At 30.7% G+C, this 13,362-nt stretch carries 12 protein-coding genes; 9 read left to right on the top strand and 3 right to left on the bottom strand.

Annotation, left to right across the window (positions count from 1 at the left end):
* Window positions 1–146: 146 nt before the first annotated feature.
* A complete protein-coding gene (locus LGK95_RS20560) occupies window positions 147–650 on the bottom strand; it encodes a nitroreductase family protein (RefSeq protein ID WP_226126770.1) in 504 nt (167 codons plus the stop codon).
* An 89-nt stretch (window positions 651–739) separates the two neighbouring features.
* Window positions 740–1,768 (bottom strand): hypothetical protein, encoded by a 1,029-nt coding sequence (locus LGK95_RS20555; RefSeq protein ID WP_226126769.1) that lies wholly within the window; start codon window positions 1,766–1,768, stop codon window positions 740–742.
* A 323-nt stretch (window positions 1,769–2,091) separates the two neighbouring features.
* On the opposite strand from LGK95_RS20555, the gene LGK95_RS20550 reads away from it, so the two are divergent.
* From LGK95_RS20550 to LGK95_RS20540, 3 genes are all read left to right on the top strand, one after another.
* Entirely contained in the window at window positions 2,092–2,274 is a 183-nt protein-coding gene (locus tag LGK95_RS20550; protein WP_226126768.1) for a zinc-ribbon domain-containing protein, read from the top strand.
* 8 nt (window positions 2,275–2,282) lie between these two features.
* A complete protein-coding gene (locus LGK95_RS20545; RefSeq protein WP_226126767.1) occupies window positions 2,283–3,251 on the top strand; it encodes a hypothetical protein in 969 nt (322 codons plus the stop codon).
* Window positions 3,252–3,774: 523 nt separating this feature from the next.
* Window positions 3,775–4,893: an NAD/NADP-dependent octopine/nopaline dehydrogenase family protein gene (locus LGK95_RS20540; protein WP_226126766.1), complete on the top strand. Its 1,119-nt coding sequence runs from the start codon at window positions 3,775–3,777 to the stop codon at window positions 4,891–4,893.
* An 86-nt stretch (window positions 4,894–4,979) separates the two neighbouring features.
* Here the strand turns inward: LGK95_RS20540 and LGK95_RS20535 are convergent, their stop codons facing one another.
* Entirely contained in the window at window positions 4,980–5,213 is a 234-nt protein-coding gene (locus LGK95_RS20535) for an IS3 family transposase (RefSeq protein WP_226126765.1), read from the bottom strand.
* Window positions 5,214–5,374: 161 nt separating this feature from the next.
* On the opposite strand from LGK95_RS20535, the gene LGK95_RS20530 reads away from it, so the two are divergent.
* From LGK95_RS20530 to LGK95_RS20505, 6 genes are all read left to right on the top strand, one after another.
* Window positions 5,375–6,448, top strand: coding sequence for a PrsW family glutamic-type intramembrane protease (locus LGK95_RS20530; protein WP_226126764.1), 1,074 nt, complete (start codon window positions 5,375–5,377; stop codon window positions 6,446–6,448).
* Between the two features lie 175 nt (window positions 6,449–6,623).
* Window positions 6,624–7,535, top strand: coding sequence for a L,D-transpeptidase family protein (locus tag LGK95_RS20525; RefSeq protein WP_226126763.1), 912 nt, complete (start codon window positions 6,624–6,626; stop codon window positions 7,533–7,535).
* An 858-nt stretch (window positions 7,536–8,393) separates the two neighbouring features.
* On the top strand, window positions 8,394–9,179 hold the full coding sequence (locus LGK95_RS20520) for an ABC transporter ATP-binding protein (RefSeq protein ID WP_264174627.1): 786 nt from the start codon (window positions 8,394–8,396) through the stop codon (window positions 9,177–9,179).
* Window positions 9,180–9,181: 2 nt separating this feature from the next.
* Complete coding sequence (locus tag LGK95_RS20515) at window positions 9,182–10,846, top strand: hypothetical protein (protein ID WP_226126762.1); 1,665 nt, start codon at window positions 9,182–9,184, stop codon at window positions 10,844–10,846.
* 84 nt (window positions 10,847–10,930) lie between these two features.
* The gene (locus tag LGK95_RS20510) at window positions 10,931–11,641 is read left to right on the top strand and encodes an MBL fold metallo-hydrolase (RefSeq protein ID WP_226126761.1); all 711 of its coding nucleotides are present in this window, start codon (window positions 10,931–10,933) and stop codon (window positions 11,639–11,641) included.
* A gap of 67 nt (window positions 11,642–11,708) precedes the next feature.
* Entirely contained in the window at window positions 11,709–12,836 is a 1,128-nt protein-coding gene (locus LGK95_RS20505; RefSeq protein WP_226126760.1) for an aminopeptidase, read from the top strand.
* Window positions 12,837–13,362: the final 526 nt, after the last annotated feature.

Here is a 13,362-nt window from a genome sequence, read left to right as displayed (position 1 = left end):
TGCAATGATAAGGTAACATCATTTATCAAACTAAAATAATATCTTATTAAAATTACATAACTCAATTATTTTGCCTATAGAAAGAGAATACACAAAATAATTTACACCCTCCTTTATCATGTCAAGCGGCACTCTTTAATGTAGTTTTATTTATAAATAACAATATCTTTTATAGGTTTTCTAAGCTTTTTAAATTCATTATCATCAGTATAACCAATTGGTGAAAATACGACTGGCTCATAGGTTTCATCAACTCCAAGTAATTCTCTTGCAGCATTTAAGTTAAATGCACCTATCCAACATGTACCAAGTCCAAGTTCGGTAGCTTCAAGTATCATATGATCCATAACTATGGCAGCATCTACATCGCTATAATTTTTACCATTGTTTCTTACCCAGCATTTACTTGGAATGGTACAAACGCATAAAACATAAGGTGCTGTACCAAACCACTCCTTAGGATATACTTTTTTAAGAACTTCCATCTTATCTTTTGTGCTTATAACATATACCTTAAATGATTGTTTGTTAGCTGCAGTAGGAGCAAGTATTGCTGCTTCTAATATTTTATCAAGTTTTTCTTTTTCTACAATTCTATTTGTGTAAGTACGTACGCTGTGTCTTTTCTTAATAAGTTCTAAATAATTCATTAATAACACCTCCTCAATTTAGTCTACACCATTTTTTAGCTATGTGCTTAAAAGTGAAAATATAATAATCATTACTTTTCATTAAATAATTACCTATTTAAATCTTCCAAATTATCAAGTTGTTTATTATTATCACTTTTTATTTTATTGAGCATGGTAACCTCTTCAGCTGCTTTCTTTCGTAAATCAGTTAAATATATATTATAAGTAGCTAAGTCAGCGGGCTTGGTAAAATAGATTAGGTTGTATTTTACCATATAATTTGCTTTTTCCTTTAACATAAAGCTCATATTTGTATCTATTACTTTAAGAAAGCTTTTTTCAAATATAACATAATTTTTTAAAGAATCACCTGCTTTAAGTTGTCCATCTGCAAAACCAGTAACTATATTTTCTTTATAACGTATTGGAATATCTAGCTTACTTACATCTGATTTCATATTATTTGTAATTTTATCAGTATCTGATGCATATTTATCAAGTTCACTCATTAGAACTTGTATTTTTTGCTGAGAACTATTAATTTTAGCTGATGTGGTAAATGTACTAGCTCCTACAATAGTTCTAACATTTAATTTTTTTATATCTGCATTCATAGCTGTACTCAATTTTTTATAGGAAATAAAATATTGGTTTGATAGATTTAGAAACGGTGCAATGCTACCATACCTAGATTCCTCTAATTTATCAGCGTCTAAATCCTTGTTATCTGCAAAATGACTAGCTATACTTATTAGTTTTTGCATAGCAACCTTATTTAACCTATTTTCCTTACTTCTTGCAACAAAAGCACTAGTTGTTGTTATGCTTGCTACAATTAAAAATATAATTGATAATATCATTGAAATACGGCCTTTTTTCTTTTTAAACATAAATTGAGCTGCTAACAAGAGAATAGCAACTAGCACTAACTTCCCAATCATAATTCCAATAACAATTTCTGAATGATTAGGTAAATCAGTTGTTCTTAATGATATATCATCATTTAATAATAGTTGTAATAATGATATTATTACGCCTACGATAAAAAGTATAATTGCTATAATCGTGAACATTTTACTTTCAGGACGTTGTACTTGTGTTTGTGTACCATCTTCAAACGAGTTAGTTGTCTTCATGTATTAATCATCTCCTTCATTATAAATACAATATTACCATTAAATATGTAGATGTACAATTCATAATCGACAAAGTTGTAGCTACTAAGCACTAAAACGACAATTTTATCTTGAAACTATCTGTTACAACAAATATTTATGTTCAAAACTTTTTTATTTGAATATTGATAGTAAAGCTCATGTAAAATAATTCACTAGACATTAAGTGAAAAAAATTGAATATATATAATGGTACAAGTCCTAGAGGGAGGATAAGGCTTTTATTAAGTTTAATACAATAGTTCAAGGGTACATATAATATAAATTATTAAAGGAGGTAACGGATGGAAGACAACTATTCTTTCTGCCCAGAGTGTGGTAATAAGGTAAAAGGAAAACACAAATTTTGTACTAAGTGCGGATCTGAATTAAAGCAGTATAGTGTACAAGCTAATGATATAAACGAAGATGATTTAAAAGAAAATAATACAAAAGGCAATATAAAAAAGAGTACTAAAAAAATATAGTAATTGGGATGCTAATAACTATTGTATTAGCTATAGGAATTGGATTAATTAACTATGAGTCGATTTTTTCAGCGTATTACTTTAGTCAAGCAAACAGACCAGGAAACTTTGATAAAAAGACAATACTATTCCAAAGGTCAATAAATTATAAGGTAAGCAAAGCTAATTCCAAAGCATTTGCAAGTCTTATATTAAGTGAGTCAAAAATAAATTCTGTTAAAGCAGAAAATGTATTGATTTCAAATAGAAACTTACTAAATGATGATGTTTTTAAGAATTCATATTTTGATGTTCAAAGTGGTAAAGCAAATTCTTTGATAATTAATCATAAATATAAAGAAGCTGCAGAAGCTTATGCCACATGCAGTAAATACGGTATTAGTATTGTAAACAATAACAATACTGAATATATTAATGCTCTTAGTAAATATGCAAAGTCATTAGTTGATACAACAAATTTAAACGCAGAAGATACTTCTCACTATTACACTGTGGGTGATTTAGATAACGATGGGTTGCTCGAGATTGTAGTATTTGAAAAAAAACTTTCATTCTCTTCAGGTATCTATACATCAAATAATATTAAATTGTTTAAGTGTGTTAATAGTAAATATAGTCTTATCGGTTCTCTTAAAAGCGAAGCCGAGTATTGTATAAATATAAAAATTTCAAAAGCTAAAGATAATATAGATGGAGTATTTGTATCAGGTGGTATCGGTGCGCACTCAGGTATTCAATCCCTATATATAATTAAAGATGGAAAACTTGTGTCAGCTTTAGAGGAAGACATTAAATCACTTTATCCGTCAGATATTAAAGATGTTGATGGAGATAAAAGAGTAGAACTCTCGTCCTTAGAGACAGATCCTAATGATATGAATTCAAGTAATGCTGATTCCGATAAGATTGTAACTTGGTTTAAGTGGGATGGTAAGAGTGGCTTAAATGCAGTGAAAATTGAGCAGTTAACTCAGTGAATACATTCATTACTATAAGAAGTATTTAATTATAATTTATTAGGGTAAAGGTAACATAGCAAAGATGTGATTTGTAAAATAAGAGTATAAAAGATTTTAAATAGTTAAAGACTAAAGTAATATAAATTAGTACATTTCTTGTATGTTCACTTTCAAATTTTGCAAGGTATATCATTTTGGATAGTTGCTAAAAGACGAACGAAACAAAATTTGCCTAAAGCATGTGATAAAAGTTTTTTGACGTTAATATATAACCTGATATAATTTATGCAATGAAAATAAGTTTAGTAATATTCCTTAGAGGGTGTAATGCTAAGTAAAACAGAGAAAAACGAAGCTTGTTTAGTATGAATATTTATACTGGGGTTATATGAACTTATATGGTATAATAGAAGCACGGCTCAAAAAATTACCTTAATTTTATAGCTATAAATGGTATTTGTGATAATACAGGATTTAGCTTTTTACAATATATTGAGGTAATACGGAATAAAAAAATAAATATGATTTAGGAGGATAAAGAATGAATGTATGTGTTTTAGGTGGTGGAAATATAGGTACGCTTTTAATGGGAGACATCGGAAGGAAAGAGGATATTTCTGTTCGATTATTGACTTCCAGACCAGATGAGTGGAACCATATTATTGAGGTTTGTGATAATGATGGCACAATTAAATACACAGGAAGGGTGGACGTGATATCTAGTAACCCAGAGGAAGTAATAAGAGATGCTGACATCATTATATCCACACTTCCATCTTATATGTTTAGCAAAACGATTCAAAGAATAAAGCCTTTTCTTAAAAAAGGAGTTTGGATTGGCATGATGCCAGGTAATGGTGGTGGAGAATTCTATTGCAACGAACTTATAGAAAGTGGCTGTACAATATTCGGATTTCAGAGGGTTCATGGTATTTCTAGATTAAAGGAGTACGGAAAATCTGTGTATGACTTGGGTAAGAAAGAAGAACTTTTTATAGGAGCTATTCCCGCTCGTAATACATCAGAAGTATGCAAGGTATTGGAGTACATACTTAACATGAAGTGCAATCCACTAGAAAATTTTCTACAAGTTTCGCTTACACCAGCAAATCCAATTCTTCATACTGCTAGACTTTATGGAATCTTTCACAATTATAAAGAAGGAGTATATTGGGAAGAGATGGTTCAATTTTATAACGAGTGGACGGATGAATGTTCAGAAATGTTAATTGCTACTGATGAAGAGGTACAGAATTTGTGTCGTAAGTTAGGGACTATTGACTTGCAGAAGGTTGGTTTTGTAAAAGAGTATTTTGGAGCGGATTCGCCACAGCAGATGACTGCGCAAATTAGTGGTAAGCCTGCGCTTATGAATATTCAGTCTCCATTGGTAAAAACAGAGAAGGGTTATATACCAAATTTTAATTCAAGATACTTTCTAGAGGATTTTCCATATGGACTATGCATTATTAAAAGTTTTTGCGAAATGGTGGAAGTTAAAACTCCATTTATTGATAAGATCCTTATGTGGTTTGAGAAATTTGGTGGGGTTGAATATTATGTAGATGGTAGATTTGTAGGAAAAGATTTAAAAGGTCTTCCGCTTCCACAAAATTTTGGGATAAATTCAATAGAAGATGTGTTTGCATATTACAAGTAAATTGTAATTGTAATTCAATCAAAAAATTGGCTTATCTATTGTGAACTGCCCCCTGTTAAGTAGACATGGCAAATAATAAAATTTACTTAAGCGGCTAAAGCCCTAAATTCCATGGGGCTAAGGCCGTTTAATCTTTTTTGCAATCGCTTGGTATTGTAGAAGGTGATATATTCATCAATTGCATTAGAAAGATCTTCATATGTATTATATTTGTGCAAGTAATACTTTTCACACTTGAGAATTTCCCAAAAGCCTTCCATTGGTCCATTGTCGATACATTTTTCCACTCGTGATATTTCAACATTACCGTTATATGACATAAAAGTAAAGAATGAAGTGTATAGATTAATAGATTAAACAAGTTAGTATGCAATTAATTATATAACTAAAGTTCTAAGTGATAATACTTAAGTATAATAGTAGTAAGTATAGAAGTAAAAACTTTGTTTAGCGGAATTCTCTATACAAGGGGGATTTATAAATGTATTGTAAATTTTGTGGTAAACAAATGGATGAGGGTGCATTATTTTGTGGAATTTGTGGGAAGTCTGTTAATGACAACAAAAATGATGAAGGTGATGTTAAAAAGATATTCTCTAATATTGTCCACAAAGTTGTAAATGTTGCAGGAATTGACACACCATCAGAGCTAAAATTGAGTAATGTATTTTCTGACGTCTTTAAAAAACATACACATGAAGAGGCGGAGAGGCTTTTTATAGCAGGCACAGCTCAAACTACACCCAATGTTCAAAATGCTCTGGACATCTGGCCCAAACCTTGGTTGTTTGCACGTATATTTTTTATAATAATAATTTGCTATTTTGGTTTATATTTAGGCTATGACGCGTTTGAAAATGAAAATTTTTTACCGGGTTTAATAATAATGGGTTCATTTATGGTTCCTATCTCTTTGCTTATTTTTTTCTGGGAGATGAATACTCCTCAAAATATATCAATATATGAGATAATTAAAATCTTGTTTATTGGTGGAGTTATATCATTAATAATTACAACGCTATTAGATGCCTTTTTAGGTGAACAAAGTAGTTCGGTTATTATAATAGGTATAGTTGAGGAGTCAGCTAAACTATTACCAATAATATGGATTGTAAAGAATCGAAAGTACAAATATATACTTAATGGACTTTTAATTGGTGCTGCAATAGGTGCTGGTTTTGCTGTCTTTGAATCTGCTGGGTACGCATTAAGAATTGGGTTACAGTTCGGAGCTGAAAAAATGTATAGTATTATACTTATACGTGGAATTCTTGCAGCGGGCGGTCATGTGGTTTGGGCCAGTTTATCTGGAGCTGCTCTTTTTATGGTAAAAGGTGAACAAAAATTTCGGTGGGATATGTTGCTGGATATACGGTTTTTAAGAATCTTTATTATTGTTATGATTATGCATGGTTTGTGGGATATGGATTTTATAACCTCAATTATGGGAATACCAATACACATGGTTATTCTTACACTAATATCATGGATTTTAGTATTTGGGGTTATATCAGTTGGATTAAAAGAAATTTCCTCATTAAAAAATACTATATAGAATAATAAATAAATATTTGGATTATCCTCGACAGTACTACAATAAAGTAGAGTCGAGGATTTTTTTATGACTAGAAGATAGTTCATATTAGAAGAAGATTGTAGTAGCACTTTAATCCTAAGAGAATATATTGGTAGGGAACGGATCCATGCATCTGAAAAAAGGAGTATTAAGTATGATTAAAAGATATTTATTATGTATTCTCTTTTTACTTATGATTATTTTAAGTGGCTGTTCTTCAGCAGATAAAGCTGGGGAATCTGCGAAGGTGCCTTCTACTAATGTAAAATCAATTCAAAACAATATACCAAAGGTAAACGTACAAAATAACAACAATAACATCAAGCAAAATAAAAATGGTAAACTTATAGTGCCAAAAAAACAACTGCAAACTGTTCAAACAATCTTTAAGCAAGGAGACAAGGGTAGCAAAGTAAAAGCAATACAGCAGAAGCTTACCAAGTTCGGTTACAAGCTTTACGTAGATGGAAATTTTGGCCCATCAACTCACAATGCGGTTATTGACTTTCAAATGAGAAATAAGATACGCAAAGATGGTATAGCAGGCAATTTGACCTTGAAAAAACTTGATATGGCACCAACTTTACAGACTATGTATAAAGCACCTGTAATACAAAGATCTACAATAAATGTTGCCTCTTCAAAGAGTGCGTTAGAAACATATATAAATAGTAAAAACAATTCTAGCTTAACTGGTTATTTTATATGGGTTGATTTAGCTCACCAAAGGGTGAATATATTCCAAGGTTATAATAAAAAATGGCATCTTGTTAAATCAATGGTCTGCTCTTCTGGAAAAACAAGTACTCCTACCATAAAAGGTAATTTTTCTGTAGGAATTAAAGGAAGCTATTTTATATCTTCAGGGGGTGCTAGGTGTAAATACTATACCCAAATAAGAGGGAACTATTTGTTCCATAGTGTTCTATATGATAGAAAAGGAAACTATGTTATAGATAACACACTTGGAGCTGCAGCCTCTCATGGATGTGTAAGGTTAGCTTTAAGTAATGCTAAATATATTTATGATAATATCCCAGCAAGAACTTCTATATGGAGCAACTGAAAAAGTATGATGTGGTAGAAAATTAGACCGAGTTACTAGTAAACCCGATCTTTCGCATTTGTTAGTTAGTACATTATTCCACATTTGCTTCCAAATTATAATTAGGGATTATAGGACTATTTATTCTCGATAAATAGAACTTTACAAATATATATATTACATTACAAAGGATTTATTAGTTGTTGTTTCTATACTTTTACTTTTTGCCATAAAAAAATATCTGATTAATCCTGTGACTTTATCTACAACAGATTAAAACTTATCCCACAACTGTAAATAGTTTAAGTTAGGTTGGTATGCTTAAATTAAAACGAAGGTCTTTGGCCTTCGTTTTAATATTACTTTGTGACACTATATTTAATTACTGATTTTGGGCACACATCAACACATTCAGAATTTATCATAGTTTTCTTGTGAACCATATCCGTGACATCAAGGCTCATGGGACATTTTTCAACTTAGTACCTATTATCATGAAAGGCGCCATCTAACAAACATAATGACAAAAGGACCGTTTTCCTGCTGTAAATGCCAGTACAACTATCAAGAGGATTACTGCGTAAAATATTATATAGGATTGTGGTGATGTAACTGAAACTCCGTAATCAGTCTGATAAAAGAAATCAATTTGCTTAAAGCCTCCTGTAATTTTAAACATCAGTATAATCATACTTACCCATGGTATCCATATAATATATTTTATTCCAACTTAGTTATTAATAATATCTATTTTTTATGCCTTTAAAAAACGTGATCTTTTATTTCCACTGTTATCCATTCATGTTACAATTAAATTAACAAAATTACGCGATATAGTATTTATGTAGACAGAAAAAATACATTCAAGGAGATGGTATCATGGAAAACTCGGAAAGTATAATATCAATTAAGAATTTACAAATGAGCTATGGAAGTAAGCAGGTGCTTAATGGAATAAATTTGGAGATTCCACGCGGACAGATAATAGGTTATATTGGGACAAATGGTGCTGGTAAAAGTACTACTATAAAAATAATGCTTGGTATATTAGAAGGATTCACGGGAAAGGTAGAAATACTCGGACAAGATATAAGTAATGGAAGTGTAGAGTATAAAAAGAAGATAGGGTATGTACCAGAACTTGCAGATATCTATGAAAACTTAACTGCTTATGAGTATATAAGCTTTTTAGGTGGAATATATGGATTAGAAGAGAAAAAACTTATTGAGAGAACAAAGAAGCTGATGGACTTATTTGGAATGGAGGACGTTATAGATTCTAGAATATCCTCGTACTCAAAAGGTATGAAGCAAAAGCTACTTATAATATGCAGTCTAATTCATAATCCAGATATATTATTTTTTGATGAGCCTCTAAGTGGACTAGATGCTAATAGTGTTATGGTGTTTAAAGAGGTTATGAAAACTCTTGCAAATGGAGGGAAAACCATATTTTATTCGTCTCACATAATGGATGTTGTAGAGAAGGTAAGTGATAGAATTTTACTTTTAAATGAGGGACGAATAGTTGCAGATGGAAGCTTTGAAGAACTTAATAATAATCAGAAGGAAGGTTCACTTGAGGAAATATTCAATCAGCTAACGGGCTTTAATGAGCATGCAGAGGTGGCTAAAGAATTTGTTTCTTTGGTTGAAGAGGTGTAATTATGAAGAATTTCACAGTACTCAAGATATTAGATAAATTTAAATCATTATATGAAAAGTTAGGCGTTAATTATAATATTATGAGAATAATACTGCAGATAAAATTAACCATGGATGGTCGTCGTGTAAGTTCTGTCATGGGAAATAAGAGAAACGCAGAAGAGAGCAAGGACAAGAATAATTATCTGAGTTTATTAATGTTTAATGCATTTATAAGTATTTTTATTGGATTGATAATGACTGGTAATATGCCAGCTATGAAAGCTACAAATATCGTAATAGGTGTAAATCTATTTATGATGATATCACTTATGATATCTGATTTTTCTGCAGTTTTACTAGATGTAACCGAGAAAAATATATTATTACCGAAACCTATAGATAGTGTTACTTTTAATGCAGCAAAAACTACTCATATATGTATCTATTTGATAGGTTTATCCTTGTCGTTAAGTTTAATTCCATTAGTTATTGGTACAATAAACTATGGGGCTTTATTTTTCATAATATTTTTCATAGAGAATATACTTGCAGTATTAATAGTTATAACTTTGACATCTCTATTATATACTTTAGTTTTAAAGTTCTTTGATGGAGAAAAATTAAAGGATATTATAAACTATTTCCAAATATTATTAGCTTTTGTATTTGCGTTTGGATATCAACTAGTTGCTAGAGTTTTTAATGCTTCAAGTATGAGTAGTGAATATATACCTAAATTTTGGCATGTACTACTCCCTTCCATGTGGTTTGCAGCCCCATTTGGTATATACATTGATGGAAATAAAGAACCTTTTCTAATAATTTTATCCATACTTGCAATAGTAGGACCAATTATGTTAATCACACTTTATATTAAAAAAGTTGTACCTTATTTTGAAAAGAATCTTCAAAAGTTAAATGAAAAAGGAGGAACGGTAAGTAAAAGAAGTGAAAATAGAAAAGAATTTATAGCTGGCTTAGTTTGCAAGGACAAGATTGAAAAGAGTATGTTTAAATTCACTCAAAACATGATAGCTACAGAAAGAAATTTGAAACTAAAGGTGTATCCGACACTTGCAATGGCAATGTTTATGCCGATGTTATTTATGTTTATGGATAGTAGCAGTGATGTATCTTTCATGGACAATATTCAGACAGGCTTTGGTGGAAAAATTCATTTGTTAATGTATATAAGTATATTTCTATTGTGCTTTTGTACAGCGTTCATAAATAACAGTGATAGTTTTAAGGGTGCCTATATATACAAGGTATTACCAATAGAAAATCCAGGAGTAATATTAAAAGGGGCTGTAAAAGGAACTTTACTTAAGTTAATAATACCGCTTTATATCTTAGAAGCGATAGTATTTTTAATATTTAAAGGGCCATTAATAATTATAGATTTAATAGTAATGTTTTTAGTTCTTCTAATATTATCATTAGTTTATTTTAAGCTATCAAATAAGGCAATGCCATTTAGCGTAAAATTTGCTACAGCAGATAGTGGTAAACTTATAAGACCATCTTTAATAACTAGTGTGCTACTTGCTTCATTTGCCGGAATTCATATACTTATTAGAAACAATATGATATTTGTTGGAATTTATGCAGTCGTGCTTTTAATAGCTAATGTAATTTTTTGGAAAAGTAGCTTCAAGGTAAACTGGAAGGATATAGAAATATAATTTGTGGAGCAATATTAATATTCTACGGGCTAAAATTAGGATATACTTTCATTAAATTAATATTGTTTAAATAAGGAGGAGAAAATGCTTGATTTTATTGGTACAGGAAGTGCTTTCAATACAGAACTTGGCAATACAAGTGCTGTTATAAGGAAGAATAACAGTACAATCCTTATCGATTGTGGAGGAACCGTTTTTCATAGATTACAGCAATCAAACATCTTTGAGGGACTTGAAAACTTATATATTGTTATAACTCATACACATCCGGATCATGTTGGAAGTCTTGGAGATGTTATATTTTATTCGTATTACATTTTAAAAAATCGACCAACTATTTTCTTTCCTAATAAAGAGCTAATACAAAAATTTTTAACTAGTATAGGTGTAAGTGATGAGATGTATCATCTTAATAGCTCTTATATGGTAGATGTGAATGATACACAATTTGGAGATTTTAGTTTAGAATTTTTGCCTGCTAATCATGTAGATACAATACCAGCATATTCATTTATAATGAAATTAAACGAAAAGAAATTTTATTATAGTGGTGATGCGAATAACATAAGCGCTAAAATAATTGATAAGATGATGAGTGGAGAAATTTACAGGATTTATCAAGATACATGCGAGTTGGATTATCAAGGAAATAATCATTTATCACTAAGAAAACTATGTGATTTAATTCCACAGGAATTAAGAAAAAAGGTTTATTGTATGCATCTTGATAAACAGATAACAGACAAAGAGATAAAAGATAGTGGATTTAATATCGCTAAGATACATGTAATTTAAGTGCAAACATAGCAATGAAAAGGAGATTATCACCTTGTACACGATATATTGAAAGGAGAGATTATAAATGGCTGATCAAAGACTTAACAAACTCGCAAAGCTACTTGTGAATTATTCCACCAAGGTTAAAAAGGGTGATTCTGTATTTGTATCTTGTGATGAGGTTGCAACACCTTGGATGGTAGAGGTGGTAAAGGAAGTCGTGAAGGCAGGCGGATATGTTGAAACATCACTTTCGTCGCAAGAGGTATCAGAAATAAAACTTAAATATGGAAGTGAAGAGCAGCTTCTTCAAGAAGATACGATTTTTAAAACTATGCTAGGGAAGGCAGATGTGTGGATTTCCGCTTGGGCAAATAGAAACACAAAGGCATTATCAAAAATTGATGCAGATAAATTTAAAATGTCTTCTAAAGGTGCAAAAAGTTGGAGAAAAATATATTCGCAGAGAATGGGCAATGGGTCCTTAAGGTGGTGTGGTACACAATTTCCTACATATGCCGACGCTCAGGAAGCTTCAATGAGCTTTAGCGATTATGAGGACTTCGTTTATCGTGCTGGATTACTTGATGCTAAAGACCCTGTAGCAGAATGGAAAAAGATAAGTGCAGAGCAAGAAAGATGGGTTAGATACCTTGATACTAAAAAAGGATTACAGTTTATTTCAGCGGGAACGGATATTAAAGTCAATGTAGCAGGAAGAAAATGGATAAATTGTGATGGACAAGTAAACTTTCCAGATGGAGAAGTATTTACCTCACCTGTTGAAGATAGCGTTGATGGAGTAATTACCTTTAGTTTCCCAGGAATATATATGGGCAAAGAAATTGAGGGGATAGTACTCGAGGTTGAAAAAGGAAAGGTAGTTAAAGCAACAGCTACGAAAGGAGAGGACCTACTTAAAACTCTTCTTGTAATTGATGAAGGCGCATGCAGGTTTGGTGAGGTAGCTATAGGCACTAACTATGGGATTAAGAATTTTACAAAGAATATGTTGTTTGATGAAAAAATTGGTGGAACGGTTCATATGGCTATTGGTGATTCAATGCCTGAAGCTGGTGGATTAAACAGATCTATTATTCATTGGGATATGCTTTGCGATATGAGAAGTGGTGGAAAGATATATGCAGATGGTGAATTATTCTATGAAAATGGAAGGTTTATTGAAGGCATATTAGAAAAGTATAACTTATAAATAAGTAAAAAGAAGTTACATCATAGTTAAAAATATGATGATAGTTAGAAGCCCTGAGGAATACCTTGGGGTTTTATTTTTTACATACTAAGAAAGAAAGACTGATGTAATATTTATAATATTATCAATGTTTATAATATTTAAATTACTTATCCATGTGTATCTCAATGCGATATGTTGAATTATTTAGATATATATGTAGAAATATGAAGGTAATCTAGTTAGAACATATATGTGGTGAAATCATGCTATTATTAATGTGATAGAATACTCCTTGTCGTCACATACGTACGACGAATTAAGTAAAATGTTGATTATGTTTTTATAAGTTTTTAATCAAAATAAATAAGAAAAATTAGTTGACAAAACAAGAAAAATCTAGTAATATAGTAGAAGTCGTCAGTTGATGACAAAGCAAATTGGTCTTTGAAAATTAAACAGAGAAATAGGTAAAGAAACGAAATAATATTTTGTTTTAACCAGTTAATTACTTTAGTAAAAGTAATATTTTAGTCGTAAGACTAAA

This window comes from Clostridium algoriphilum, from assembly GCF_020443705.1.
Classification (GTDB): domain Bacteria; phylum Bacillota; class Clostridia; order Clostridiales; family Clostridiaceae; genus Clostridium_AD; species Clostridium_AD algoriphilum.
This window is presented reverse-complemented; position numbering and strand designations above follow the sequence as displayed.

Bases quoted from the DNA above. Each gene is read 5' to 3' on its own strand.
- LGK95_RS20520 (WP_264174627.1), top strand. From the start codon at position 8,394: ATGGAAAACTCGGAAAGTATAATATCAATTAAGAATTTACAAATGAGC.
- LGK95_RS20555 (WP_226126769.1), bottom strand. From the start codon at position 1,768: ATGAAGACAACTAACTCGTTTGAAGATGGTACACAAACACAAGTACAA.
- LGK95_RS20550 (WP_226126768.1), top strand. From the start codon at position 2,092: ATGGAAGACAACTATTCTTTCTGCCCAGAGTGTGGTAATAAGGTAAAA.
- LGK95_RS20505 (WP_226126760.1), top strand. From the start codon at position 11,709: ATGGCTGATCAAAGACTTAACAAACTCGCAAAGCTACTTGTGAATTAT.
- LGK95_RS20525 (WP_226126763.1), top strand. From the start codon at position 6,624: ATGATTAAAAGATATTTATTATGTATTCTCTTTTTACTTATGATTATT.
- LGK95_RS20535 (WP_226126765.1), bottom strand. From the start codon at position 5,213: ATGTCATATAACGGTAATGTTGAAATATCACGAGTGGAAAAATGTATC.
- LGK95_RS20515 (WP_226126762.1), top strand. From the start codon at position 9,182: ATGAAGAATTTCACAGTACTCAAGATATTAGATAAATTTAAATCATTA.
- LGK95_RS20510 (WP_226126761.1), top strand. From the start codon at position 10,931: ATGCTTGATTTTATTGGTACAGGAAGTGCTTTCAATACAGAACTTGGC.
- LGK95_RS20560 (WP_226126770.1), bottom strand. From the start codon at position 650: ATGAATTATTTAGAACTTATTAAGAAAAGACACAGCGTACGTACTTAC.
- LGK95_RS20545 (WP_226126767.1), top strand. From the start codon at position 2,283: ATGCTAATAACTATTGTATTAGCTATAGGAATTGGATTAATTAACTAT.
- LGK95_RS20530 (WP_226126764.1), top strand. From the start codon at position 5,375: ATGTATTGTAAATTTTGTGGTAAACAAATGGATGAGGGTGCATTATTT.
- LGK95_RS20540 (WP_226126766.1), top strand. From the start codon at position 3,775: ATGAATGTATGTGTTTTAGGTGGTGGAAATATAGGTACGCTTTTAATG.